The sequence below is a fragment of the Nonomuraea candida genome (genome assembly GCF_000725485.1).
In the GTDB taxonomy this organism is placed as follows: domain Bacteria; phylum Actinomycetota; class Actinomycetes; order Streptosporangiales; family Streptosporangiaceae; genus Nonomuraea; species Nonomuraea candida.
This window is the reverse complement of sequence record NZ_JOAG01000003.1, coordinates 197,924-224,125: the sequence shown is the minus strand read 5'-3', so window position 1 is coordinate 224,125 and position 26,202 is coordinate 197,924. Positions and strand designations below refer to the sequence as shown.

The 26,202-nt window shown below is 71.5% G+C and carries 20 protein-coding genes; 9 read left to right on the top strand and 11 right to left on the bottom strand.

Annotated features, from left to right (window positions below; genetic code table 11):
- Positions 1–45: 45 nt before the first annotated feature.
- The 4 genes from IO39_RS01025 to IO39_RS01010 all read right to left on the bottom strand — a co-directional run bounded on the left by IO39_RS01025 (position 46) and on the right by IO39_RS01010 (position 4,118).
- Positions 46–357, bottom strand: a complete 312-nt coding sequence (locus IO39_RS01025) for a MerR family transcriptional regulator (protein WP_043614283.1) — start codon at positions 355–357, stop codon at positions 46–48.
- Positions 358–410: 53 nt separating this feature from the next.
- Entirely contained in the window at positions 411–845 is a 435-nt protein-coding gene (locus IO39_RS01020) for an Hsp20/alpha crystallin family protein (protein WP_043614280.1), read from the bottom strand.
- A gap of 118 nt (positions 846–963) precedes the next feature.
- Entirely contained in the window at positions 964–2,280 is a 1,317-nt protein-coding gene (locus IO39_RS01015) for an MFS transporter (protein ID WP_211266852.1), read from the bottom strand.
- Between the two features lie 104 nt (positions 2,281–2,384).
- Positions 2,385–4,118 (bottom strand): ABC transporter ATP-binding protein, encoded by a 1,734-nt coding sequence (locus IO39_RS01010; RefSeq protein WP_245641756.1) that lies wholly within the window; start codon positions 4,116–4,118, stop codon positions 2,385–2,387.
- A gap of 68 nt (positions 4,119–4,186) precedes the next feature.
- Here IO39_RS01010 and IO39_RS01005 point away from each other — a divergent pair, with 68 nt between their 5' ends.
- Entirely contained in the window at positions 4,187–4,612 is a 426-nt protein-coding gene (locus IO39_RS01005; RefSeq protein WP_043614275.1) for a MarR family winged helix-turn-helix transcriptional regulator, read from the top strand.
- 230 nt (positions 4,613–4,842) lie between these two features.
- On the opposite strand, the gene IO39_RS01000 is transcribed toward IO39_RS01005, so the two are convergent.
- A complete protein-coding gene (locus tag IO39_RS01000) occupies positions 4,843–6,012 on the bottom strand; it encodes a PucR family transcriptional regulator (protein ID WP_043614272.1) in 1,170 nt (389 codons plus the stop codon).
- Between the two features lie 106 nt (positions 6,013–6,118).
- Between IO39_RS01000 and IO39_RS00995 the strand changes: the two genes are divergently transcribed.
- Both IO39_RS00995 and IO39_RS00990 read left to right on the top strand, forming a co-directional pair.
- Positions 6,119–8,254, top strand: a complete 2,136-nt coding sequence (locus IO39_RS00995) for a M6 family metalloprotease domain-containing protein (RefSeq protein WP_245641755.1) — start codon at positions 6,119–6,121, stop codon at positions 8,252–8,254.
- Positions 8,255–8,367: 113 nt separating this feature from the next.
- A complete protein-coding gene (locus IO39_RS00990) occupies positions 8,368–10,851 on the top strand; it encodes an ATP-binding protein (protein ID WP_043614269.1) in 2,484 nt (827 codons plus the stop codon).
- Here the strand turns inward: IO39_RS00990 and IO39_RS00985 are convergent.
- Complete coding sequence (locus tag IO39_RS00985; protein ID WP_157547767.1) at positions 10,848–11,720, bottom strand: hypothetical protein; 873 nt, start codon at positions 11,718–11,720, stop codon at positions 10,848–10,850. The two genes, IO39_RS00990 and IO39_RS00985, sit on opposite strands and share 4 nt — an antisense overlap.
- Before the next feature lie 64 nt (positions 11,721–11,784).
- Between IO39_RS00985 and IO39_RS00980 the strand changes: the two genes are divergently transcribed.
- The gene (locus tag IO39_RS00980; RefSeq protein ID WP_043614263.1) at positions 11,785–12,576 is read left to right on the top strand and encodes a tyrosine-protein phosphatase; all 792 of its coding nucleotides are present in this window, start codon (positions 11,785–11,787) and stop codon (positions 12,574–12,576) included.
- Positions 12,577–12,704: 128 nt separating this feature from the next.
- Here IO39_RS00980 and IO39_RS00975 read toward each other — a convergent pair whose 3' ends face one another.
- Together IO39_RS00975 and IO39_RS00970 are read right to left on the bottom strand one after the other, a co-directional pair.
- Entirely contained in the window at positions 12,705–13,745 is a 1,041-nt protein-coding gene (locus IO39_RS00975) for a Gfo/Idh/MocA family oxidoreductase (RefSeq protein ID WP_043614258.1), read from the bottom strand.
- Between the two features lie 314 nt (positions 13,746–14,059).
- A complete protein-coding gene (locus tag IO39_RS00970) occupies positions 14,060–14,959 on the bottom strand; it encodes a proteasome assembly chaperone family protein (protein ID WP_043614255.1) in 900 nt (299 codons plus the stop codon).
- An 85-nt stretch (positions 14,960–15,044) separates the two neighbouring features.
- Between IO39_RS00970 and IO39_RS00965 the strand changes: the two genes are divergently transcribed.
- Together IO39_RS00965 and IO39_RS00960 are read left to right on the top strand one after the other, a co-directional pair.
- Positions 15,045–15,446: an ankyrin repeat domain-containing protein gene (locus tag IO39_RS00965; protein WP_157547765.1), complete on the top strand. Its 402-nt coding sequence runs from the start codon at positions 15,045–15,047 to the stop codon at positions 15,444–15,446.
- Positions 15,447–15,753: 307 nt separating this feature from the next.
- Positions 15,754–16,521 (top strand): terpene synthase family protein, encoded by a 768-nt coding sequence (locus IO39_RS00960; protein WP_043614252.1) that lies wholly within the window; start codon positions 15,754–15,756, stop codon positions 16,519–16,521.
- 10 nt (positions 16,522–16,531) lie between these two features.
- Here IO39_RS00960 and IO39_RS00955 read toward each other — a convergent pair whose 3' ends face one another.
- Positions 16,532–18,652 (bottom strand): ATP-binding protein, encoded by a 2,121-nt coding sequence (locus tag IO39_RS00955; protein WP_245641754.1) that lies wholly within the window; start codon positions 18,650–18,652, stop codon positions 16,532–16,534.
- 420 nt (positions 18,653–19,072) lie between these two features.
- Between IO39_RS00955 and IO39_RS59390 the strand changes: the two genes are divergently transcribed.
- The 3 genes from IO39_RS59390 to glpK all read left to right on the top strand — a co-directional run bounded on the left by IO39_RS59390 (position 19,073) and on the right by glpK (position 22,125).
- Positions 19,073–19,375: a GNAT family N-acetyltransferase gene (locus tag IO39_RS59390; protein ID WP_342671394.1), complete on the top strand. Its 303-nt coding sequence runs from the start codon at positions 19,073–19,075 to the stop codon at positions 19,373–19,375.
- Positions 19,376–19,685: 310 nt separating this feature from the next.
- Entirely contained in the window at positions 19,686–20,492 is an 807-nt protein-coding gene (locus IO39_RS00945) for an MIP/aquaporin family protein (protein ID WP_245641753.1), read from the top strand.
- A 118-nt stretch (positions 20,493–20,610) separates the two neighbouring features.
- Positions 20,611–22,125: a glycerol kinase GlpK gene (glpK, locus tag IO39_RS00940; RefSeq protein WP_043614242.1), complete on the top strand. Its 1,515-nt coding sequence runs from the start codon at positions 20,611–20,613 to the stop codon at positions 22,123–22,125.
- A 76-nt stretch (positions 22,126–22,201) separates the two neighbouring features.
- Here the strand turns inward: glpK and IO39_RS00935 are convergent, their stop codons facing one another.
- Entirely contained in the window at positions 22,202–23,050 is an 849-nt protein-coding gene (locus tag IO39_RS00935) for an ABC transporter permease (RefSeq protein WP_043614238.1), read from the bottom strand.
- Complete coding sequence (locus IO39_RS57350) at positions 23,047–26,190, bottom strand: alpha/beta fold hydrolase (RefSeq protein ID WP_245641752.1); 3,144 nt, start codon at positions 26,188–26,190, stop codon at positions 23,047–23,049. The genes IO39_RS00935 and IO39_RS57350 overlap by 4 nt, the downstream gene beginning before the upstream one ends.
- Positions 26,191–26,202 lie beyond the last annotated feature (12 nt).

The following is a 26,202-nucleotide window of genomic DNA, read 5'->3' as shown; positions in this document are numbered from 1 at the left end:
CGCCCCCGCGCCCCCCGCCGTCCCGCGACGCCCGGGGTGGTTCGCTCACTCCGAGTCGCGCAGCCGGGCGTGGGCCTCCTTGAGCTGGCGGCGCAGCGTGGCGACTTCGCGCTCCAGTTCCAGGATGCGGCGGATGGCGATGAGCGTCATGCCCTCCTCGGCCATCCGCGTCACATGCTGGACGACGATGATGTCACGCCGCGAGTAGCGCCGCTGGCCGCCGCTCGACCGGCTCGGCCTGATGACGTCGTGCTGGTCGAGCCGCCTCAGGAAGGCCTGCTGGACCTGCAGCATCTCCGCGACCTGCCCGAGGGAGTAGAGAGGTGCGTGCTCGTCGTCGAAGGGCAGGTCGGGCATGTGGTGCTCTCCTTGTGGCTCGGGGGCGGGGACGCCCGCCCCCGGACCGCGCATCAGGCCTTGATGGCCTTGGTCTCACCGCGCTGAATGGCCACCTTGCGCGGCTTGGCCCGCTCGAGGACCGGGATGCGGACGGTGAGCACGCCATCGGCGTAACCCGCGTCGATCTTGTCGCTGTCGAGGTGCTCGGACAGGTAGACACGCCGGGTGAACGTGCCCATCGTGCGCTCCCGGACGAACAGCCGCTCGTTCTCGGCGATCTCCTCCTCGCGGCGGGCGCTGACGCTGAGGACGCCGCGGTCGACCGTGACCTCGATGGAGTCGGGGTCGATGCCGGGAAGGTCGAACCGAAGGAGAACGTCGTCGGCGCGGCGTAGCCCGTCCATCGGCATCACGGCGGCGCCGCCGTTGTCGAAGGTCTGGCGGGCCAGGCGGTTGAACTGCCGCTCGAACTCCTGGACGAACGGATCGATCGAGGTCAACAACATTCCACCCTCCTCGCTGGTTGCTAGGTAACCTCCAACTTCAGTTACAGGTTACCTCTTCACTGGATTGCAACCAAGGGGGGTGACGAAGAATTTCCTCACGGGTCAGGCGCACCCGCGGTCAGGCGTTCTCGAGGGCGGGCTGCGGGACCTTGACGGTCTCTCTTTCGAGGGCCGGAGCCTTGACGGTCTCTCTTTCGAGGGCCGGAGCCCTGACGGCCTCTCCGGCCGCGCGGCGGGACACCCTGGCCAGGCCCGCCGCGGCGAGCAGGGCCGCCGCCACGCAGGCCACGCCGCCGATCTCCAGCGCGACGCGCGGCCCGAGCGTGTCGCTGAGCCGGCCGAGCAGCGGCCCGCCCACCGCGCCCGCCGCCGCGCTGACGATGGACAGGGCCGCGATCACCCGGCCGCGCATCGCCTCCGGGCTGTCGAGCTGCGCCCTGGCGGAGACGGTGGTGTCGAGGGCCACCGCGCCGGCCGCGATCGGCAGCATGACGGCCGCGAACGTCCACAGCGACGGCATCAGCCCGCTCAGCGCCTGCGCCACCCCGGTCGTGAACGCCGTGACCAGCAGCAGCCTGAGCGTCAGATGGGGCCGGGTGGCGGCCAGGAAGCCGCCCAGCACCGTGCCGACCGCGAAAACCGTGGACAGCAGGCCGTACCCGCCGGCGCCCGCCGCCAGGGGGCCGGCGCTCATGGCGGCCATGGTGACCTGGAAGTTGCGCCCGAGGCTGCCCGAGACGAACCAGAGCGCCAGGACCACGAGCAGCCAGGGGGTGCGCAGCACGTACCGCAGGCCCTCGGCCACCGCGCCGGGCTGCCGCTCGGAGACGGCCAGGACGTGGAACTCCTCGCGCCGCATGACCAGCACGGCGGCGATGACCACGAAGAAGCTGGCCGCGTTGAGCACGAACAGCCCGCCGTTGCCGGTGACAGGCAACAGCGCGCCCGCCAGGCTCATGCCCAGGATGCGGCCTGCGGAGTTGAGGACCGAGCCGAGCGCCATCGCGTTCGGCAGGTCGTCGGGCGGCACCACCTCGGCGCCGAAGCGGCCGAGCGCGGGCCCGCCCAGCGCGCCGACGATGCCGCCGGCCAGCGCCACGGCGTAGATGGGCAGCACGGAGCGCACGTCCGTCAGCGCGATCACCGCCAGCGCGGCGGCGAGCGCGGCGTGCCCGAGCTGCGCGGCGATCACGACGGGCCGGGTGGGCAGCCGGTCGGCGAGCGCGCCGCCCCACATGCCCAGCAGCAGGGTCGGCAGCGCCTGCATGACTAGGCTCAGCCCGACGCTGGTCGCCGACCCGGTCATGGTGAGGATGAGCCAGTTGACACCCAGCACCTGCATCCAGGTGCCGGTCACGGAGACGATGTCCGCTCCCGCCCAGAGCCGGTAATTGTGATGACGCAGGGCTCTGAACGTGGAGGATGTCAGAGACACGAAAAGTCCTTGCCTTGAAGAAGCACCGCGGGAACAAACACGCTTCTTCTGCGACGGGATTCCGGTCTGGCCGGAATGTGAGGCAAGACACGTTTAAAAGTGGTTTAGACGAGTTCGACCGGTTGGTCGCGGCTCACCAGGGCGGCGTACCGGCCGCCACGGGCCATCAGCTCCTCGTGGGTGCCCCGCTCGACGACGCGCCCGCGGTCGAGCACGACGATCTGGTCCGCGTCGCGGATGGTCGACAGGCGGTGCGCGATCGTGATCGTCGTACGGCCCCTGGCCAGCCCGTCGAGCGCCTCCTGCACGGCCTTCTCGGTCTGCGTGTCCAGGGCGCTGGTGGCCTCGTCGAGGATCAGCACGGGAGGGTCGCGCAGCAGCGTGCGGGCGATGGCCAGGCGCTGCTTCTCCCCGCCGGAGAAGCGGTAGCCGCGCTCGCCCACCATCGTGTCGTAGCCGTCGGGCAGCGCGGCGATGTGGTCGTGGATGCGCGCGGCCCGCGCCGCCGCCTCCAGCTCCTCGTCGGTGGCCGAGGGCCGGGCGAAGCGCAGGTTGTCGGCGATCGAGGCGTGGAACAGGTACGTCTCCTGCGACACCACGCCGACGGCCGCGCTTAGCGTCTCGAACGTCAGCTCCCGCACGTCCACCCCGTCGATCGTGACCCGCCCGCCGGTGACGTCGTAGAGCCGGGGCGGCAGGTAGCTCAGCGTGGTCTTGCCCGAGCCCGTCTCGCCCACCACCGCCAGGCTGGTGCCCGCGGGCACGGTGAGGTCCACGCCGGTCAGGGTGGGGGAGTCGCCGTAGGAGAAGTCGACGTTCTCGAAGCGCACCTCGCCGCGTACGTCGTCCAGCCGGCGCGTGCCCGGGTGGATGTCCACCGGCAGGTCCAGATACTCGAAGATGCGCCCGAACAGCGCCAGTGAGGTCTGCGCCTCGACCCCGAGGCGCAGCAGCGACACCGTGGGCCGGAACAGGCCGGTCTGCAGCGTGGTGAAGGCCACCAGCGTGCCCACGGAGATCGCCCCGGTGTGGCCGACGGCCCAGTAGATCACGGCGGGCATCGCGGCCATGACGAGCTGGATGGAGGCCTGCCGCCAGCGCCCGGCCATGCTGGTGCGCACGCCGAGGTCGGCCAGCTCGTCGGAGGCGCGGCCGAAGCGCTCGGTCAGCTCGGCGGAGCGGCCCATCGTGCGGCCCAGCAGGATGCCGCTGATCGACAGCGACTCCTGCACCATGGAGGCGATGGCCGCCAGCTTGCGCTGCCGCTCGGTGGTGATGCGCTTGCGCTCGGCGCCGACCTTGCGGCTGATCCACACGAAGACCGGCAGCAGCACGAGCGAGATCGCGGTCAGCCGCCAGTCGAGCGCGATCATCGCCACGATGGTGGCGATGACGGTGGTGAGGTTGGAGACCAGGGAGGAGGCGGTGGAGGTGACGACCTGCTGCATGCCGCCGATGTCGTTGGCGATGCGCGACTGCACCTCGCCGGTCCTGGTCCTGGTGAAGAAGGCCAGCGACATGCGCTGCAGGTGGCCGTAGACGGCGATGCGCAGGTCGTGCATCACCCGCTGGCCCACGCTCGTGGAGACGAACGTCTGCAGCACGTCGAAGACGTTCGTGGTGATCGCCACGAGGATCATGCCCAGCGCCAGCAGTGTCAGCAGCCCGGCGTCCCTGGACGGGATCGCCACGTCCAGCACCTCACGCAGCAGGAAGGGCGAGGCCAGCGACACCAGCGAGGACAGCACGATGAGCGAGGCGACCACGGCCAGGCGGCCGCGGTAGGCGCCGAACAGCTTGACGATGCGCCCGAGCGGCGCGCGAGGTTCCTCCGCCAAGGGGCCTCCTCTCAGATGTCCACCTAAACAGAGGTTAACTCATATTTGTTCCGGCTAAACTTACCGCCATGGCAGAGAAGGAGCTCGCCGAGCTCTTGTTCCTGGTCGGCCGGCGGTTGCGGCACGGCTATCTCGAACGGCTGGTGCCCCTCGGGCTCAACCCCGGCCGGGCGCGGGCGCTGCGCGCGCTGGCGGAGGCCGAGCGGCCGATGCGCATGGTCCGGCTGGCCGACGAGCTGCGGATCGTGCCGCGCTCGCTCACCCCGGTGGTGGACGCGCTGGAGGAGGCCGGGCTGGTGCGCAGGGAGATCGATCCGGCCGACCGCCGCTCCACGCTGCTGCTGATCACCCCTGAGGGGCACGCCCTGGCGGAGCGGGCCCGCGACGCGCGCAGGCAGGCGGGGGAGGAGCTGTTCGCGGTGCTGACGCCGGAGCAGCGCGACCGGCTCGGCGAGCTGCTGGCCCTGGTGGACGACCAGCCCCAGGCCAGGTGACGCCCCAGGCCAGGTGACGGCCCGGGCTCGGTGACGGCCCAGGGCCAGGTGATGGCCGGAGTCAGGTGATGGCCCAGGCCGGGAGTGCGCTGGTCAGACGGGGCGGGAGGCAGGGCGTAGCAGGCGTCGACCAGGCCGGTGACCATCATGCCGCGCCACCGGACCTCCTCGGCGGCCGGTTGGGAGGCGAGCACCTCCGCCCGCGGCCCCACGGCGAGCACCCGCTGCAATCAGGACGAACCATGTGAATCCCTGGGCGAGTAGCGCCCGGACAGCCGCGCGAGCTTGAGGCTGAGATGCAGGGCGAGCCGCTCGCCGCCGTCCTTCAGGTCGGTGCGCGCCAGTTCCTCCACCCGCTGCAGCCGGTAGTACAGCGACGTGCGGTGCAACCGCAGCGCCCGCGAGGTGGCCACCGCACTGCCCGCCAGGTCGAGGTACGTCTCCAGCGTCTCCAGCAGCGGCAGGTACTGCGCGTCGGCCAGCAGCCCTTCCAGCCCCGGATGCAGCTCCTGGTCGGGCAGCTGGGTGAGCATCCGGTAGACGCCCAGCCGCGCCCACTCCGCCGTCCGGCCGAGCCCCGGCACCCGCGCGGTCACCTCGGCCGCGTGCCTGGCCTCCCGGTACGCCCCCGCCGCCTCCGCCAGCACCGGCCGGCCGCGCCCGATCCCGACCACCACCGGCACCGGCATGGCGGCGTGCAGCTCGTCGGCCGGGACCGGCGGCCCGGCGACGAGCAGCACGGCGTGGTCGTAGCGCACCAGGTGCAGCGGATGGTGCCCGCTCAGCCGCCGCCGCACCGCCAGCAGCCCCTGCTCCAGCGCCAGCCGCAGCGCGTCGTCGGGCTCGGCCGTGCGCGGCCTGGCCACCTGCACGCTGACCGGCTGCGCCTGCGGGAACGCGCCCGCCTCGATGAGCTGCCTGGCGGCGTCCACGGCGGCCTCCCGCGTGCCGGTCAGCAGCCCGGTCACCGCCTCCAGCTCGCGGTGCGAGGCCAGCCCGCTGGCCAGGCTCTCGTGGAACAGGGCCAGCGCCAGGCCGGGCACGGCGGACGCGGCCTCGGCGACCTGCGCCTGCGTCATGGGCGGCGCGGCGTCGATGAACCACAGGAAGCCGAGCAGGCGGTCGGCGTGCCGTACGGGAACGCAGACGCGCGGCAGCAGCCCCAGGTGCGGCGCGCCGGGCGTGCGCAGGGGCGCGGTCGCCTCCTGGATGCCCGCCGCGCGCAACCACTGCCGCACCTCGGGCACCGTGTGCCGGCGCAGGATCGAGTCGCGGCGGACGTCGTCCATGGCGCCGCTCTGCTCGCTGTAGGCCACGACGCGCTGCACGCGGTCCTCCAGCAGCAGCGGCCGGTCGAGCCGGGCGGCGAGCTCGTCAACGGTCCGCTGGAGATCCGCCACAAGCACCCTCTTACCTGGATATTTCGTCAATTGACGGAATTGCCGGTACAGGTCTTCCCTACAACTGCTCGGTGATCTCCGTCAATAACGTCTATACCGTCAATCCGTGAACGCCCCGAAGAAGCTGCTGAAGGGTTTGCTGGCGGCCATCGTGCTGATCCCGGTGAGCCTGATGGCGACCCCCGCTTCCGCAGCACCCCCCGAAGATCCTGAGCACCCGTGGCGGCAGAACCACTGGCCGCAGACGCAGCCCTGGCAACTCGACACCCCCCTCGACGCCCCCGCGGCCGGCGAACGGGCCCTGCGCGGCCGACCGGCCGGCGGCATCAAGCCCATCGACCCGCAGAACTGGGAGAATCCCGACAACATGACCTGGGCGGACTACAAGAAGCCGCCCGGCACCAACTGGAACGACCCCTCGGTCAAGGGCTCGCAGCGCACCTTCAAGGGCGCGCTCGTGCTGCTCGACTACCCCAACCAGCCGTTCGTGGTGACCCAGCCCAAGGGCTCGACGGTCTTCGGCAACCCCAGCGCCGAGGCCCACGGCGTGCCGCGCGACCAGGTCGCGAAGTTCTACCAGGACTTCCTCAACACGCCGAACGAGCTGAACAAGGGCCACACCATCCACGAGTACTGGATGGAGGACTCCGGCGGCCGGATCGGCGTGGAGCTGACCGGGTTCGGCCCGTACGAGATGCCCGGCAAGGACCACGAGTACGCCATGGAGTACCAGCGCTCCTCGTGCCCCGCCGGCGACACCTGCACCAGGAACCTGCGGACCGACGGCAACGCCGCCTGGCTCGCCGCGGTCGGCCCGGACGTGGCCGCGCAGTTCGACTTCGTCTTCTACCTGAGCGCCGGCCAGGACGAGTCGTCCACCTGGCAGGAGTTCGGCATGATGAAGTTCCCCACCAAGGAGGACGTCACCGACGAGTGGGGCCCGCCCGACCCGGCCCTGCCCAACTGGTCACCGACCCGCTACGTCGAGTGGACCTCCTGGCAGGCCGGCTCCACGTTCTGGCCCAACGCCCGCTTCGGCGTCGACTCGGTGCAGGCCGAGAGCTCGGGCATGGCCGTCTACGCCCATGAGCTGAGCCACATCATGGGCATCGCCGACAACTACAACAACCCCTACGCCAGCCCGCCGGGCCGGGCCTACACCGGCATCTGGGAGATGCTCAGCCGCGGCAGCTTCAACGGCCCCGGCGGCCCGCACTCGCGCTGGCTGATCCCGCCCACCGGCGGCGCGTCCATGGGCGCCCACCACATGCTGCGCAACAAGATCAAGCTCGGCATGGTGGACGAGAAGAACGTGCTGCGGCTCTCGCGCGAGGCGCTCGACGAGTCGGGGCTGGTCACGGCCCGGGTCACGGCCCGGTCGGTGCAGCCGGGCGACAAGGGGCTGTCGGGCGTCAACATCTCCTTCGACACCGGCGACAAGAGCCCCGCCTGCGACGTCAAGACCGACCCGCTCTGCGACGGCGGCGGCTGGGAGAACTACACCGTCGAGGTCGTGGACCGGATGGGCAGCGACTCCTTCACGCCCGACTCGGGCGTGCTGCTGGCCAAGACCAAGAACGAGGACCGCGGGCCGGGCTGGCAGATCCCGGCGTTCGAATGGGTGATCGACGCCAACCCGCAGGACATCGGCATGACCGACTACGTGCTGCCCGACGGCACCAAGGTGCCCATCACGATCGGCGACTACCGGCAGCTCTCCGACGCTCTCTTCCACGCCGGCACCGACTCCGGCAGCGAGTACGAGTACGTCGACGAGGCCAACCGCCTGCACTTCTACATCACCGACGTGCACCGCAACCGCGCCGGCGAGCTCTCCTACACCGTCGCCATCCGCTCCCTCGACGGCGCCGGACCGCAGAAGCGGGGCCTCCGGCTGCTGCCCGCCGCCGGCGTCCCCTCCGGCAGGAACCTGTCCACCTGCACGTTCCCGCTGTTCAACACCGGCAGGGCGGCCCCGGCGCAGGGGCAGCACCCGGAGGACGTCAGCGCGTACCTGACGTCCGACCTCTACCGCCTCAAGGCCGAGGTGCAGGGCAAGGGCTGGACCGCCCAGCTCCCGAACGCCCTGGCCTCCGTCGCGTTCGGCAAGCAGGCGCTCGTGAGCGTCAACGCCGTGCGTGAGGCGGGCGGGGACCGGCTGGCCCGGGTCAAGCTCACCGCCACCTCCGAGAGCGACCCGAGCAAGACGATGACGGCCACCTGTCACGTGATCGGCATTTGAGTGAACGGTGGGGTACGGCTGGCGCAAGCCGTACCCCATCGGCTTGAATCACCCCCAAAAGGGGGTGTTCTTTGACAGGGGACCTACCGGATAAGCCGCGAAAGCGGCGGAAAATGCCGCTGGCCGCACCGGTCTCCGCCGGTCTGGCGGCCGCCGCGGCGAGCGTGCTGGCGGCCTCCCTCGAATGGGAGATCCCGCCCGCCGCCAAGATCGGCGTCACCATGGCCGCGGCCGTCCTCGTCGGCCTGACCACGTGGGCCACCACCGAGTCGCGCGGCCCCAAGCGCAGGCTGCGATTAGATCCGGGCCCGCTGGCCCCCGACCAGTGGCCGCCCGTGCCCGAGCACTTCACCGGCCGCGCCGAGGCGCTCGGCGAGCTGCGCGACGTCTTCGCCGCCCGCAGGAAGTCCTCCGACCTCTCACCGCCCCTGGTCGTCTCCGTGTACGGCCGCGGCGGTGTCGGCAAGTCGGCGCTGATGACCCGGTTCGGGCAGGAGGTCGCCGGCTGGTTCCCCGACGGCCGCCTCTACGCCGACCTGCGCGGCGGCGTGGACGCCCCGGTCCGCCCCGAGGAGGTGCTGATCGGCTTCCTGCGCGCGCTCGACGTCCGCCTGACCACCGACCCCGGCGGCCTGGAGGAGCTGCGCAAGCTCTGGCTGACCTGGACCAAGGGCCGCAGGATCCTCATCGGCCTGGACAACGCCCACGACGCCGAGCAGGTCAAACCGCTGATCCCGGCCGAGCCCGGCTGCGCCGTGCTGGTCACCTCGCGCGCCCCGCTGTTCCTCAACGGCACGCACGACACCCGGCTCGGCGAGTTCAGCGAGGCGCACGGGGTGGAGCTGCTGGCCAGGCTGGCCGGCGGGGCCAGGGTCGTCGACGACCTGGAGGCCGCCAAGGAGATCGTGCGGCTGTGCGACTACCTGCCGCTGGCGATCAACATCTGCGGCGGCCGGCTCGCCACCCGCGAGCAGTGGACGATGCGCGAGATGGCCGGCCGGCTGGCCGTCACGCACCGCCGCCTCGACCAGCTGGAGATCGCGCCCACAGTGGACAAGAGCGTGCGCGCCTCCGTACAGCTCAGCTACGACGACTGCACCGGCATGCAGCGCCGCCTGCTGCGCCTGCTCAGCGCGCTGACCGCGCCCGACGTGCCCGGCTGGGTGGCCGGCGAGCTGCTCGACATCTCCGGCCTCGACGGCGCCGACCAGTTGGAGGCGCTCATCGACGTGCAGCTCGCCGAGTGCTCGGGCACCGACCAGACCGGCACGATGCGCTACCGGCTGCACGACCTGGTGCGGGTGTTCGCCGCCGAGCTGGCCGACCAGGACGAGGAGGAGCGGCGCAGGGCCGCCATCGAGCGCGTCCTGTACGGCTACCGCCGCCGCGCCGAGGAGGCCGCCCAGAACCGCTGGCCGCAGGACTGGAGCAGGGGCGGCCGGCGGGCCGGCGCCGCCGGGCAGCTCAAGGCCGGCGACTGGCTCAACGCCGAGCGGCTCTCCCTCATCTCCATGGTGCACCTGGCACACCAGCTCCGGCTCTGGGAGCTGACGTGGGGCCTGGCGAGGGCGTTCTGCTCGTTGTGCCACTCGCTGCGCGCGTACTGGGCCGACTGGGCGGCCGTGGCCGAGCTGGGCTGCGAGGCCGCCGAGCGCGGCGGCGACCGGCGCGCGCTGGCGATCGCGCTGCTCGACGCCGCCGCCGTGCACGGCGGGATGGGCCTGCGCGAGCGGGCGCTGGCGGAGTCCGAGCGGGCGCTGGGCCTGTTCAGGGAGCTGGGCGAGACCTGGTGGGCCGCCAGGGCCATGCGCACGATCGGGATGACGCTGTTCAGCGAGGGACACCTGGACCGGGCGCAGGGCTACCTCATCGAGGCGATCGCCGCGTTCAAGGGCGAGGAGGACCTGTGGTGGATGGCCCGCACCCAGCGCAACCTGGCCGAGATGCGCATGGCGGAGCGGCGGCCCGAGGAGGCCAGGGAGCTGCTGGAGGATGCCCTGGAGATCTTCAAGCGGGAGGGTCACCGCTACTCCGAGGCCCAGACCCTGCGCGTCTACGGCGAGGTGCTGGCGGCGCAGGCGCGCGGCGAGCACCGCGCGGGCGACCACCGGCTGGCCACGAACCTGTTCACCAGGGCCGGCTTCAGCCTCGACCGGGCGGGCGAGATGTTCAGGCAGCGCGGGGAGCTGTGGGAGGAGGCCCGCTGCCTGCGCGCGGCCGGCGAGGTGGGCGACCCGGACAACGGGCTGCGCGAGCTGGACTACGTGCGGCGGGCCGAGGCGATCCTCACCGCGCTCGGGGACTCGTGGGGGGTGGCGCGGACCGCGGTCTCGGCCGGGCGGGTGCTGGCCAGGCTCGGGCGGATCGAGGAGTCCGAGGCGGAGCTGCGGCGCGCGGTGCACGAGTTCGAGGGGCTGGAGGACCGGTGGTGGATGGCCATGAGCCTGCGCTACCTCGGCGAGGCGCACCTGGACGCGGGCGGGCCCCGGGCGGCCGTGGGACCGCTGGAGCAGGCCAGGGAGATCTACCGCAGCCTGGGCAACGAGGCCGGCATGCGCAGGACGCTGGAGCTCCTGCGACGCGCGGCCCCCGGCTAGGTCAGCGGGGAGCGCAGCAGCTCGCCGGCCGCCTGCCTGGCCTGGAGGATGCTCTCCTCGAACAGCTTGCGCACGTGCGCCGCCTGGTCCGACAGCTCCCTGATGCGCTCGTGCGCCAGCTCGTCACGCACCGTCTCGGCGATGAGCTGCTGGTACTCGGGCGTCTTGGCGGCCAGCTTCTCCAGCCGGAGATGGGCGTGGTAGACCTTGTCCGCCTTGAGCACCTGTTTGGCGTACTTCTCCAGGTGCCGTACGCGTTGTGACAACGACGTCCACGCGGCGTCCAGCGCCGTCGTGTACGGCTTGAACGCGTCCTCCATGCCCGGCGGCAGATCCCGTGGAATGATCTTGCCGTGCTCGGCGTGCATCGTCGACAGCTTCCGCAGCCGCTGCGCGATCTGCCAGAGCTCCTCCGGCAGCGACACCTGGTTCTCGATGCTGTCGATCAGCCCCGCCTTGTGGACCGCGGAGGCCATGATCGCCTCCACCGCGTTCTGCGCCCGGCGCAGCAGCATCTGGCAGGGATGGTCCAGGTCCTCGGGCAGGATGTACTGGTTGGCGTGCTCCCTGGCCAGCCGGAGTCTTCGCTTCGTCGACCGATACGCGCTGTCCATCGCCAGCCACCGCATCAGCACGATGAGACCGGCTCCCAGGCACGCGACGAAGAAGACCTCCCACTGCGCCACCAGCAGCAGCATCAGCAGGAAGGCCGGCAGGACGAACAGCAGGACGGGATGATGGGTGGTGTCCATTCGCGCGCCCGACCGAGCCATGCGCAGAATGTGCGGGCTCGACCGTAGCTCGACCGAGATCTCGGGGTGCAGCGATGGATCGATCACCAGCCGTGGGGGCAGAGCACGTGGATCCATACGTTCATGCTGCGTTATGAACCTCGAATTCGCTCATCATTGGCGGACATATAGGGTCGCAATAATGAGCGAGATGACGAGGTGGATCGACCTGGAAGGCGCGGTCAACGCGCGTGACCTGGGCGGATTGCCCACTCGCGACGGTGGCCGCACCCGTCGCGGGCGGATCTTCCGCGCCGACAACCTGCAGGGCCTCACCCCCGCCGACGTGACCCTGCTCGTGGACGAGCTGGGCCTGCGGCACGTGGTGGACCTGCGTTCGCATGCCGAGGTGTCCCTGGAGGGGCCTGGCCCGCTGACCCGGGTGCCCGCGGTGCGCCACCACCACCTGACGCTGTTCGCGGAGGGCGGCCGGCACACCGATGTCGAGGCCGACACGATCGACGGCGAGCGCGTGCTGCCGTGGGCCGAGCGGGGGCTGGACGAGGAGCTGCGGGTGACCGGGTTCTACTTCGGCTACCTGCGCGAGCGGCCCGACTCCGTGGTCGCGGCCCTGCGCGCGATGGCGCTCGACGACGGGGCCGCGCTGGTGCACTGCGCGGCGGGCAAGGACCGCACGGGCGTGTTGTCGGCGCTGGCCCTGGAGATCGCCGGGGTGACCCGGGAGGCCATCGTCGAGGACTACGAGGCCACGGGGGAGCGGCTGGAGCTGATCCTCAAGCGGCTGCGCGGGAGCGAGACCTACCGGGGAGACCTGGACTCGCGCCCGGCCGACGACCACATGCCCAGGGCCCGCTACATCGAGCAGTTCCTCGGCGTGCTGGACGACCGGTTCGGCGGGCCGATGGGCTGGCTGTCCGCGAACGGCTGGACCCCGGCCGACACGGCCGCCCTGCGCTCCCGCCTGCTCGACTGACCACAATCCCCGCCCGCCCGCGCCCGCCGCGCCCGGTCCCGCCAGGGGGCACGCCGGCGCACGCCAGGTTCCCGGCGTCGGCGTCGGGCGGGCGTCGGTGTCGGGTGCCGGTCCGAGGCGGCGGGTGGTCAGCTCAGGTGGACGACGATGCGCTGGGTCGCCGACAGGCGGGCCGCCTCGATCACGGCCAGCGTCTCGACCGCGCTCCCCGGGTCCACCGGCGGCGCCGCGCCCTCGCGCAGCGCCGCCGCCACACCCCGGTAGAAGTCCAGGTACGCCCCCGGCTCCGTGCGCACGATCTCCCGCTCGTCCTCCGTGCCCAGCACGCCCCAGCGCTCCTCCTCGTCGTCGCCGAAGCCGGGGGAGTCGGGCGTCATCCCGGCCCGCAGCCGCTCCTCCTGCACGTCCATCCCGTGCTTCACGAAGCCGCCGGACGAGCCCAGCACCCGGAAGCGCGGGCCGAGCCGGGCCGCCATCGAGCTGGCCCACAGGTGCGACCGGGCCCCGCCGGCATGCGTCAGCGCGATGAACGTGTCGTCGTCGGCCGCCACCCCCGCCCGCCTGACATCGCTCTCGCAGTAGACCTCGCGCACCGGCCCGAGCAGTTGCAGCGCCTGGTCGACGAGGTGGGAGCCCAGGTCGTAGAGCAGGCCGGGGACGTCCTCGGGCCCGCCGGACTCCCGCCAGCCGCCCTTGGGCACCGGCCGCCAGCGCTCGAACCGCGACTCGAACCGCAGCACCTCGCCCAGCCGCCCCTCATCGGCCAGCCGCCGCACGGTACGGAAGTCGCCGTCCCAGCGGCGGTTGTGGAACACGGTCAGCATGAGCCCGCGCTCCTCGGCCAGCCGCACCAGGTCGCGGCCCTCCTCGGCGGTCCTGGCCAGCGGCTTGTCCACCACCACGGGCAGGCCCGCGGTCAGCGCGGCGGCGGCCGTGGCGACGTGGGTCCTGTTGGGCGAGGCGACCACGACGAGATCGCAGCGCTCCCACAGCTCACGCACGTCCCCGACCGCCGCGGCGCCGTACCGGCCGGCCACCTCCGCCTGGCGATCGGGATTCCTGGTCACGACGGCCGTCAGGGACAGGCCGGGCGTGGCATGGATCAGCGGGGCGTGGAAGTAGGCCCCCGCGGTGCCGTAGCCGACCAGGCCGACGCGGATCTCGCTCATCCGACCAGGGTATCGAGGCGCCCCGCGGACGGCCCACGGGGCGCTCCGTAACGGCGGCCCGCCACTGAAGGGTCAGCGGCCGTGTTCCTGGAAAACCCCCGGCCGGAGTGCGGCGGGTGGCGGCCGGCCCCGGCCGTGCCGTACGAGAGGGAGGGAGCGCTCACCCCTTGCGGCGGGAAGGCGGCCGGCGCGGACCGGGCGATGCCGGCGCCGGCCGTCACCTCTTTGCGGCGGGTAGGCGGCCGGCGCGGGCAGGGCGGCGCGCCGGCGCCGGCCGTCACCCCTGCCGGCGCGGAAGAAGAGGGGGCTTCGGGCTACTCGTCGTCGCGTTCGGCGAGGAAGCGTTCGAACTGGGCGGCCAGCTCGTCGCCCGTGGGCATGGGCGTCGTCTCGGCCATCAGGTTCTCGCGCTCCGCCCCCGCCGCGAACGCGTCATATTGCTGCTCCAGCCCCGTGATCGCGGTGGACAGCTCGGCGGAGGCCTGGATCTGCTCCTCGATCTCCGTCGTCGTGCGGCGGGCCGCCTCGCGCAGCGCCTCCATCGGGAACACCAGCCCCGTCCCCCTCGTCACGGCCTCCAGCCCCGTCACGGCGGCGGTCGGGTATTCGGCCTGCGACAGGTAGTGCGGCACGTGCACCGCGTATCCCAGCGCGTCGTGGCCCTTGGCCCCGAGCCGCAGCTCCAGCAGCGCCGCCACGCTGCCCGGCACCTGGACACGCCCGAACGCGCTGCTTTGCGCATTGATGAGCTCCGGCCTGCTGGCGTGCATGGTCAGGCCGAGGGGGCGGGTGTGCGGGACCGCCATCGGGATGCCGTGCAGCGTCACCAGCTTGCTCACCTTCAGCCGTTCCACCAGCGCCGCCACGGCCTCGGCGAACAGCTCCCACTCCCGGTCGGGCTCGGGCCCGGTCATCACGAGGAACTGCGTGCCCGTCGCGTCTTTCGCGACATGAACGGCCAGCTCCGGGCTCTCGCACTCCACCCACCGGTCGGTGTCGAACGTCATGATCGGCCGTCGCGAGCGATAGTCGAGCAGCCGGTCCACGTCGAACGTCGCCACGACCCGGTGCTCCAGCTCGGCCAGCAGGTGGCCCAGCGCGAGGCGTCCGGCGGAGCCCGCGTCGACGAAGCCGTCGAAGTGGTACAGCAACACCGGATCGGGCAGCTCGGGCGCGTCGTCTGCGAGCTTGTAGAGATCCTTCGGGTCGAACACGGTTGAACAGCCTTTCCCTAGGTACTCTTCCCAGAACCTACGGCGCGTCGGAACGATTCCGTGCACGGCACCCTATCGAGGCACAATGGGATGCATGGAGGGGGATCCGGAGCTCGAAGAGTTCGCGACCAAGCTGTTCGACCTGGCCAGGGCGGGTGAGACCGAAGCGCTGCGGGCCTACGTCGAAGCGGGGGTGCCGGTCAATCTGACCAATGGCAAAGGTGACATTTTGCTGATGCTGGCGGCTTATTACGGTCACGCCGAGACTGTACACATGCTTGTCACAAGCGGCGCCGACCCGAACCGGGTCAACGACCGTGGGCAGACGCCGCTCGCCGGCGCCGTGTTCAAGAAGGAGTCCGCCGTGGTCAGGGCGCTGCTGGACGCGGGGGCCGACCCGAACGCGGGGCAGCCGTCCGCGCTGGAGACGGCGCAGATGTTCGCGAATGACCAGTTTATCCAGTGGTTCACAGAACGAGATTCATAGTATGAAATAAGTATTATTGGGATAGAAATTGCCGAGTGTGGCCTTTCAGTCACCCCATCGTCATGCTGGGGACGTGGCTACTTCTGCGCACTCCATCAGTAGGCGACCGCTCCACATCCCTCCGCTGCCATGTCCGTTCCCGAATGAGATCAACGTTCATGCCTCGGAGGTCGACGCGGAGAGTCACGCATGGCTGGCCGCCTCGCACCTGCTCAACGGCGCCGATGTCCTCGAGCACTTCCGCCGCTCGAAGATCGGCCTGCTCGCGGCACGGACCAACCCCACCGTGCCGCGCGACAGTCTCCGTTTGATCAACGACTGGTACAACTGGCTCTTCGCCTTCGACGACGCGTTCTGCGAGGGCGAGCTGATGGCGCACCGCGCGTCGGCGCTGGCCCGCGCCCTGCCGCCGCTCCTGGAGATCCTCGACGGGCGCCGTGATCCGGATCGCGACGACCCCTTCGGCCTGGCGCTCAAGGAGCTCCTCGGCCGCATCGTCGGCAGCGCCACCCCGGCCCAGGTGGACCGGTGGCGCATCACGGTCAAGGAATACCTCTTCGCCCAGATCTGGGAGGCCGCCAACCGCGAGGCCGACCTGATCCCGACCCCTGAGGACTACGTCCTGATGCGCCGCATCACCGGCGCGACCTACACCTGCTTCGCGCTCATCGAGGCCGGCGGGGGCTACCGGCTCGAAGCCGAGGAGTGGCACCACCCCGACGTGCGCGCGCTCTCCGACCTGGCGTGCGACCTCATCGGCTGGGACAACGACCTGCTGTCGTACGCCAAGGAGTGCGGCAAGGACAAGGCCCGGCACAACCTCGTCACGGTCCTGGCCACGCACAAGTCGCTCACCCTCCAGGACGCGCTGCACGAGATCTCCCAGATGCACAACACCGCCATCGCCGCGTTCCTCGACCGGCGCGCGGCGCTCGAACGGTGGGCTCCGCTCCCGGTCCGCAAGTATGTGCGCGGCCTCGAACACTGGGTGCGCGGCCACATCGAGTTCTCCCTCGGCAGCGCGCGTTACGTGCACGCCTGGCCGGACGGCACCCAGTGGCCGAAGGCCGTCTGACGCTCCCGCGTCAGCTCTCGCCAGGGGCGTCCGGGTCGTCGAGTGCGAGCGCGGACGCCTCGTCGAGATCGAGCCGGGCGCCCTCCTCCAGGGCGTTCTTGTAGGCCTGCTCGCCCAGCTGCTTCTGGCACTGCCGGACGCAGGCGTTGTGCTCCTCGGTCATCCACGGCGCGCCGAGCTGCGGCAGCCCGGCCGTCTTCCAGTTCTGCTGCAACGCCCCGAGCAGCCGGGCGGCCAGCGGCGACTGGCCCAGCTTGACGAAGATCCGCGCCGCGGCCTCCAGCGCCGTCAGGGTGCCGAGCGTGTCGTGGAAGTGCCGCTTGATCCGCAGCGCCTCCCTGGCGTTCTGCAGCGCGTCCTCGATCCGGCCGGCCGCGAGCCGGGTGCTGGCCAGGGCCCACTGCGCGTGGGAGCTGACCCACAGCTCACCGCGCTCCTTGCACACCTGGAGGCAGTCCTGCAGCAGCGACTCGGCTTCGTACAGCTCGCCCTGCGTGGTCAGCACGATCGACAGCTCGACGATCGCGGGCAGCAGGCCGGGGTTGAGCTCCTTGTTGTCGGTGTTGAACTCGATCGCCACGCCCAGCAGCGCGCTGGCCTTCTGCAGGTCGCCCTGGAGCAGCGCCGCCGTGCCCTGCATCTTCGAGGCCAGGATGACCGCGCGCGAGTCGCCCACCCGGACCGCCTCGGTGCTGCACGTCTCGGCCGCCTGGAGCGCCCCGGCGCTGTCGCCCTGGGCGCTCTTGACGTAGGAGAGCACCCACAGCGCCTTGCAGCGCTCCTTGCTCACCACCGGGTTGGCCGCCAGCGCCCGCTCCAGGTACAGGCGCCCCTCGCGGGCGAACCCGCAGCACACCCACATGAACCACAGCGACGACAGCAGGGTCAGCGCCAGCGGCTCCTTGCCCGGCGTCGACAGCGCGTGCTCCAGCGCGACCCGGACGTTGTCGTGCTCCTGCCGCATCCGGACGAACCAGTAGATCTGCCGCGGCCCCGACCAGGCGTCCTCGCTGCGCTGGGCCAGGCTCAGGTAGTAGTCGAGGTGCCGCTGGCGCAGCTGCTCGGACTGGCCCAGCTTCGCCAGCCACTCCTCGCCGTATTCGGCCAGGGTGTCGATCAGCTTGTAGCGCACGCCCGCGTGGTTGCTCCTGATCAGCAGGATCGACTTCTCCACCAGCCCGGTCACCAGGTCGGTGATGTCCTCGGAGGGCAGCCGCCCGTCGGAACAGACGAAGCGGGCCGCGTCGAGCTCGAAGTCGCCCGCGAACACCGACAGCCGCGCCCACAACAACCGCTCGGCCGGCTCGCACAGCTCGTGGCTCCAGCCGATGGCCGCGCGCAGCGTCTGGTGGCGCGGCAGCGCCGTACGGCTGGCGCCCGCCAGCAGGCTGAACCGGTCGGCCAGCAGCCCGAGGATCTGCTCCACCGACAGCGCCCGCAGCCGCACCGCGGCCAGCTCGATGGCGAGGGGGATGCCGTCGAGCCTGCGGCACAACTCCGCCACCGGCCCGATGTTGTCCTCGTCGAGCACGAAGTCGGGCACGCTCGCCCCGGCCCTGGCCGCGAACAGCTGCACCGACTCGTTGGTGAACAGACTCTCGGCCGGATCGTCGCCCGGCACCTGCAGCGGCGGCACCGGCACGACGTGCTCGTAGGGCAGGTGCAGCGACTGGCGGCTGGTGGCCAGCACCTTCAGGTTGGGCGCCGCCTCCAGCAGCTCGTGCACCAGCTCGGCGCAGCCCTGCACGAGATGCTCGCAGGTGTCGATGATGAGCAGCATGTCGCGCTCGCCGACCCACTCCGACAGCGACTCCGACTCCGCCCGCGACGACTGGTCGGCGATGCCCAGCGCGGAGGCGATCGTGTGCTTGACCATGCCCGCGTCCTGCAGCCGCGCCAGGTCGGCGAACCACACGCCGTCGGGGTAGTGGGCGCGCACCTGGTGCGCCAGCCGCAGCACGGTGCGGGACTTGCCCACCCCGCCGATGCCGGTCACCGTCACCAGGCGCGACTCGCTGAGGTGTCGTTTGAGGTTGGCGAGGAGACGCGTCCGGCCGATGAAGCTGGTGAGCTCCGCCGGCAGATTGCCTTCTCGCCGCCAGCCGGTCGGGGTGGCCATGGGCAGCCTCACGGGGGTAGGCGACACCTGCTCTCGCATCGTACCGCCGCGGTCGCGACCTGTCCCTGGACCCGCGGACACGCTGGGTGTTGCTTTGTACGCGCGGGTAGCATGTGTGACGTGAAGAATTCTCCACCCGAACGGACATCTCCCCCCGATCCGGCCCTTCTTGATCCGGCCTCGCCGGATTCGGCCGGTCTGCCCGCGCGGAGCATGAGCCTGCCGGAGCAGACCGCGGACGACACGGACCTCGGCTGGGGCGACTGGCGGGAGCGCGACTCCGACGCCTTCTACCTCGACAACCGCCCACCCCACTGGGGCTGACCCGCCCGCCCGGAGCCTTCTCCCGGTCCGCCCTCCGCCCTCCGAGGCTGACCCGCCTGTCCGGAGCCTTGCCCCGGCTCTCCCGTACCCTCTCCGGGACTGACCAGCGTGCCCGAAACCCCCGATCCCGCTCTCCCCGCCGGCAGCTCGCGGCTGCGCTCCGCGACCCCCGCCGACTACGACGCCATCGCCGCCGTGGTCGACGACTGGTGGGGCCGGCCGCTGCTGCCCGCGCTGCCCCGGCTCTTCCTCGACCACTTCCACCGCACGAGCCTGATCGCCGAGGGCCCTTCCGGGATGACCGGCTTCCTGATCGGCTTCCTGTCGCCGTCCCTGCCGGACGAGGCGTACATCCACTTCGTCGGGGTCTCTCCCGGCGCGCGGAAGAGCGGCCTGGCCCGCGCCATGTAGAGCGTTTCTTCGGCCTGGCCCGCGCGGACGGCCGCCGCGTCGTCCGGGCCATCACCTCACCGGTGAACGAGACGTCGATCGCCTTCCACCGCGGCATGGGCTTCGAGGCCAGTGACGCCGTGCCGGGCTACAACGGCCCCGGCACCAGCCTGGTCACCTTCACCCGCCCCCTCTGACCGCCGGACGGCTTCCCCCTCGCACGGCGAGGCGAACATCGCCGCCATCACTTTCCGCAACCTATTGAGCACCCACCGTGTGCCTCTCCCTTGAATCGGGAATGCCACCCACCGCTGCTACAGGGAGGTGGCCGGTGGCCGGACGACTCAGCCGGATGGGGATGACCGGGGAGCTCATCGCGGAGTTCGCGGGGACGATGGTGCTCATCCTGTTCGGCGTCGGCGTCGTCGCGCAGGTGGCGGCCGGCGGGCTCGGCGACCACGACAGCATCGCCTGGGCGTGGGGGATCGGCGTGATGCTCGGCGTCTACGTCGCGGGGCGCACCACGGGCGCGCACCTCAACCCGGCCGTCACGCTGGGGTTCGCCCTCTTCAGGGGCTTCCCCTGGCACAAGGTCCTGCCGTACGCCGCCGCGCAGACGGCCGGTGCCTTCCTGGCCGCGCTCATCGTGCGCTGGAACTACAGCGAAGTCCTGGCCATGGTCGACCCCGGGCACACGATCAAGACCCAGACCGTCTTCTCGACCCTGCCCGGCAACGGCACCCTGCCCGTCACGATGTGGGGCGGCCTGCGCGACCAGATCATCGGCACCGCGATCCTGCTGTTCGTCATCTTCGCCCTCTCCGACACGACCAACATGGCGCCGAGCGCGAACCTGGGCCCGTTCATCATCGGCCTGCTCGTGGTGGGGATCGGCATGTCCTTCGGCACCGACGCGGGCTACGCCATCAACCCGGCGCGCGACTTCGGCCCGCGCCTGGCCAGCTTCCTCACCGGCTACGGCGGCGCGTGGCGCGATCAGTACGGCGATCTGTACTGGTGGGTCCCGATCGTGGGCCCGCTGATCGGCGCGCTCCTGGGCGCCGGCCTGTACCAGCTCTGCATCGCCCGCTTCCTGCCCCCGGACGAGGACCGCGACACCGTGAAGCCCTCCGACTGACCCGCTCCACGCCCGAGAAGCCGCCCAAGAAGCCCTCCGACTGACCCGCCCCACGCCCGAGAAGCCGCCCGAGAAGCCGCCCGTTCCGAGACCGCATGACCGAGGAGAACCGAGTTCCATGCCTGACTTCGTCGGCGCCGTCGACCAGGGCACCACCAGCACGCGCTTCATGGTCTTCGACCACGAGGGCGCCGAGGTCGCCAAGTTCCAGCTCGAACACGAGCAGATCCTGCCCAGGGCCGGCTGGGTCGAGCACAACCCGATCGAGATCTGGACCAGCACCGCCGCCGTGATCCAGACGACGCTCCAGCGCACCAGGCTGCACGACTACGACCTGGCCGCCCTCGGCGTGACCAACCAGCGCGAGACCACGGTGGTGTGGAACCCGCGCACCGGCCGCCCGTACTACAACGCGATCGTCTGGCAGGACACGCGTACCGACCGGATCGCCGCCGCGCTCGAACGGGACGGCCGCGGCCAGGTCATCCGGGAGAAGACCGGCCTGCGCCCGGACGCGTACTTCTCCGGCGGGAAGATCCAGTGGATCCTGGAGAACGTGGACGGCGTCCGCGAGGCCGTGGGCCGGGGCGAGGCCGTCTTCGGCAACACCGACACCTGGACCGTGTGGAACCTCACCGGCGGGCCCAACGGCGGCGTGCACATCACCGACGTGACCAACGCCAGCCGCACCATGCTCATGAACCTCGACACGCTGGACTGGGACGACGAGCTGCTGTCCTTCTTCGGCATCCCGCGCGAGATGCTGCCCGAGATCCGGCCCTCCGCCGAGCCCGAGGGCTACGGCACCACCTTCCGGTACGGGCCGCTCGGCGGCGAGGTGACGATCAACGCGATCCTGGGCGACCAGCAGGCTGCCACCGTCGGCCAGGTCTGCTTCTCGCCCGGCGAGGCCAAGAACACCTACGGCACCGGCAACTTCCTGCTGCTCAACACCGGCACCGACCGTGTGCGCTCCGAGAGTGGCCTGCTCACAACCGTGGCCTACCAGTTCGGGGACCAGCCGGCGGTGTTCGCGCTGGAGGGCTCGATCGCGGTGACCGGATCGGCCGTGCAGTGGCTGCGCGACCAGCTCCACATCATCACCTCCGCGCCCCAGAGCGAGTCGCTGGCCCGGCAGGTGGAGGACTCCGGGGGCATGTACTTCGTGCCGGCCTTCTCCGGCCTGTTCGCCCCGTACTGGCGGGCCGACGCGCGCGGCGCCATCGTCGGCTTGTCGCGCTTCAACAACGACGCCCACCTCGCCCGCGCCACGCTGGAGGCCATCTGCTACCAGAGCCGGGACGTGGTCGAGGCCATGCAGCGGGACTCGGGGGTGGTGCTCGACGTGCTGAAGGTGGACGGCGGCGTCACCTCGAACAACCTGTGCATGCAGCTCCAGTCGGACATCCTGGGCGTCCCGGTCAGCCGCCCGGTCGTCTCGGAGACCACCGCCCTCGGGGCCGCGTACGCCGCCGGCCTGGCCGCCGGCTACTGGCGGGACACCGACGAACTGCGCGCCCACTGGGCCGAGGACCGCCGCTGGGAGCCGAGGTGGAGCGAGGAGCGGCGGGAGCAGGCGTACGCGGGCTGGAAGAGAGCCGTCACCAAGGCCTTCGACTGGACCCAGGACTGACCCGCCCACCCGTCTGTTCGCCGACTCCCGGACCTGCCCACCCGCTCACTCGCTCATCCGCGTGCCGGACCGCCGGTCAACTGGTGACGTCCTTGTGGCGGAATCTCCGGAACGCCACCGCGACCAGGATCGCCGCGTACGTGATCGACACCGACGCGCCCTTGATCATGCCGCTCCAGTCCAGCTCGGGCGCCAGCGCGTCGGTCCACGCGTTGTTCCAGAACGTGGGCAGGAACTCGCGCACCACCCCCAGCGCCTCGACCGCCTGGAGGATCGTGCTCACGATCCACAACCCGACCGCCCCGCCGACCGCCCCCAGCGGGGAGTCGGTCATGGTGGAGATGAGGAAGGCCAGGGCGGCGACGACGAGCTGGCTGACCAGCGCGTACGCGATCACGATCCCGAACCGCGGCAACATGTCGAGCGCCGGGAGGACCTCACCCGTGCCCGGCACCTGGATGTCCTTCCAGCCGAACGCCAGCGTGCCCGCCACCAGCGCCATCACCGGCAGGCAGATCACCGCCGTCGCCGAGTAGCCGAGCGCCACGATGAGCTTCTGCCGCAGCAGCCGGTCGCGCGGGACCGGCGCCGCCAGCAGGTAGCGCAGCGACGACCAGTTGGCCTCGCTCGCCACGGTGTCGCCGCAGAACAGCGCGACCGCCACCACGAGCAGGAAACTGGCCGACACCGACAGGGCGAACGTGGCGAAGTTCAGGCCGCTCTGCGTGGCCAGGTCCGAGACGCGCAGCGCCGCCTGACCCTGCCCGCTCGGCTGCGGCCCGATCTGGAACGCGATCACGAGCACCCACGGCAGCGCCAGCAGCAACGCGAACATGCCCAGCGTGCGCCGCCGCTTGAACTGCCTGACGATCTCCACCCGCAACGGCAGCGTGCGGTTCGGCGCGTAGCCTGTCGCGGTCGTCACGTCTTGTCTCCGATGAGGTCGAGGAACACGTCTTCCAGGCGCGGCCCGTGCCCGTTGGCGACGGTGGCAGAGCCGAGCAGCAGCGACACGGGGCCGGTCGAGATCAGCCGGCCGCGCTGCATCACCACGACATGGCTGCAGGCCTGCTCCACCTCGGCCAGCATGTGACTCGAAACGATCACCGTACGGCCGTCGCGCGCATAGCGCTTGAGCACTTCCCGCATCTCGCGGATCTGGGGTGGGTCGAGCCCGTTCGTGGGCTCGTCCAGCACGAGCAGGTCCGGCAGCCCGAGCATGGCCTGGGCGATGGCCAGCCGCTGGCGCATGCCCTGCGAGTAGGTGCGCACGGCACGTTCCAGAGCCTTGCCCAGGTTCGCGATCTCCAGCGCCTCGTCGAAGTGCGCGTCCGCCCTGGGGCGGCCGGTCGCGGCCCAGTACAGCTCGATGTTGTCGCGCCCGGACAGGTGCGGCAGGAAGCCGGGCCCCTCGACGAACGACCCGAGCCTGGACAGCACCGGCGCGCCCGGCGTCACACGCTCGCCGAAGATGCGGATCTCGCCGGCGTCGGGGTGGATGAGGCCCATCATCATCCGCATGGTGGTCGTCTTGCCCGCGCCGTTGGGCCCGAGCAGCCCCAGGACCTGGCCCCGCTCGACCCGGAACGACAGCCCGTCGACGGCCAGCTCACCGTTGCGGTACGCCTTCGTCAGCCCGCTGATCTCCAGCGGCACCTCCGAACCGTCCCCCTCACGACGCCCACCGCCCGAATCACTTTCACCGGACGGAGAACCACCGCCCACCCGGCCCGCGACCACCGCCACCCGGTCCTCTGCCGTCGTGGCTCGGCCCTCAGCCGTCGTGACTCGGCCCTCAGCCGTCGTGACTCGGCCCTCAGCCGTCGTGACCTGCTCCTCAGCCGCGGCCGCCCGGCCCGCGTGACCGTTGCGGGCGGTGATGCCGTCCGTTCTGTCGTCAGAAGCCGCGCCCTCGTCAGCCCCGGCCCCGGCCGCAGCTCCGGCCACAGCTCCGGGCTCGGTCCCGGCGCTGGTTTCGGCTCGGGCCTCCGGCTCGGCTCCGGTGTCGGCGTGGGCGTCTGCCGTGACGGTGCTGCCATTGACGCTGGTCGTGAGGTCGGCACCCGTCTTCTCCGCGGAGGAGACGCCGGTGCCGGCCGTGGCGGGGATCGTACGGAGGCGGGAGCGGGGGGCGGTGCGGCCCGTGGCCAGGAGGGCGGCGGCGATGACCACGGCGGCCAGCGGCATCGCCCAGACCCACCACGCCACCCCGGTCGGCGCGGCGGCCAGCGTGCTCACCGTCGGGACCGCGAGCGTGGGGGAGGCCAGCGAGACCTGGTACGTGGCCGGCTCCGCGGGCGTCGCGAACCCCATGTCGGTCGTGGTCACGACCAGGCGCAGCCGGTGGCCCACGGCGAAGCGGTGGTCCACGGCGGGCAGGGTGACCGTGGCCTCCGCGCTGCCCGCCCCCTCGGGAATCGTCACCCGGATGGGCGCCACCAGCCCGGCGGGCAGGGTGGGCAACTGGGCGTCGTCGGCCACGTCGTACAGCTTGGCGAACAACGTCGCCTCGCCCTTGCCCGACACCTTGACCTTGACGGTGGGGCTGCCCGTGAGCTGGAGCGGGGCGGTGAGCGGCCGGGACTCGAACGTGGCGCTCTGCCCCGGCATGTCGATCGCGACGCCGCCGTTGCCCTGGCCGCCCAGCAGGCCGCCGATGCCCGGCACGGTCGAGATCGAGGCCGGGGCGCCGCCGGGCGGGTTGACGATGTTCTGCTCGGGGCCGCTCAGCTCGACGGAAGTGACGTCGGTGCCCGCCAGGCCGGGGTAGGAGCCGGCCTCCGGGTGGAGCCGGACGCGCTGGCGGGTGCCGGGGTCGCGCCCGCCGTCACGCGTCACCGTGAACGCGCTCACCGGCGGCGCCGCCTCCGCCGAGCCCTCACCCTTCAGATAGCGGGCGAACCAGGCCGCCGACTGGTCGAAGAGCCAGTCGGCCTCGCCGTTGCCGCCGTCGTGCCCGCCGTCGAACCAGGCCAGGCTCACCGTCGTGCCGGCGGAGGCGATGGCCCTGGCGTTGGCGTCGGCGTGGCTGAGCGGGAACAACGAGTCGCGCTGGCCCTGGATGAGCAGGGTGGGCGCCTTGATCCGGTTCGCCACCGTGACCGGGCTCGACTCGCGCAGCAGCGCGATCGCCTCCGGGGTGGCCCTGCCGTCCTTGGCGACCTGCTGGTAGATGTCGCAGATCGCGGGCAGGAACCTGCCGCACCGCGCCTGCTCCGCCGTCAGCGGCCCCGCCGCCTCCCTGCGCCCGAGCAGCGACATGGTGTCCAGCGAGACACCCTGACCGAAGAAGATCCCGGCCCACATGCGCTTGAAAACCCCGCTCGCGACCGCCGCCTGACCGGCGGTGGAGGGGGCGGTGCCCGTCGCGCCACCGGTGGCCGCATCCGCCTCCTGCCCGCCCGAGGAGGGATCGGCAGCACTGCCGGTGGGCTGACCGGTGGCGCCGGTGGCAGAGGTTGCTCCGGTGGTGCCGGTGGTGGTGCCGGTGGAGCCCGTGGTGGCGGTGGTGGCGGCGTTGGGGAAGAGGGCGTCGGCCAGGTCGGACCAGGTGATCTGCGGGACGATCGCGTCCACGCGCTGGTCGTGGGCCGCCGTCATCAGCGCGATGGCGCCGCCGTACGAGCCGCCCGCGATGCCGACGCGCGGGTCGCCCGAGGCGTCGAGCTGCACCTCGGGACGCTTGGCCAGCCAGTCGATGAGCTGCTTGACGTCCTTGACCTCGTAGTCGGGCGAGTTGAGCGCGATCTGCCCGGTCGAGCGCCCGAAGCCGCGGGCCGACCAGGTCAGCACGGCGTAACCCTGCTGGGCGAGGCGGACCGCCTGGTCGCGCATGCTCTGCTTGCTGCCGCCGAAACCGTGGGCGAGCAGCACGGCAGGCGCCTTCCCGCCATCAGGCGGCGGGAAGAACGTCGTATCGAGCTCGACCCGTTGGTCGTCGGCTGGTCCGTCGACGACGGTTATCTGCTGGTCCTGGCCCCGCACCTCGGGAGCCGACGGCCACACGAGCCACGTCGTCACCCCGATGAGGGCGAGCGCCACCACCAGGGCGGCCACACGCTTCATGCGGTGAGCCTA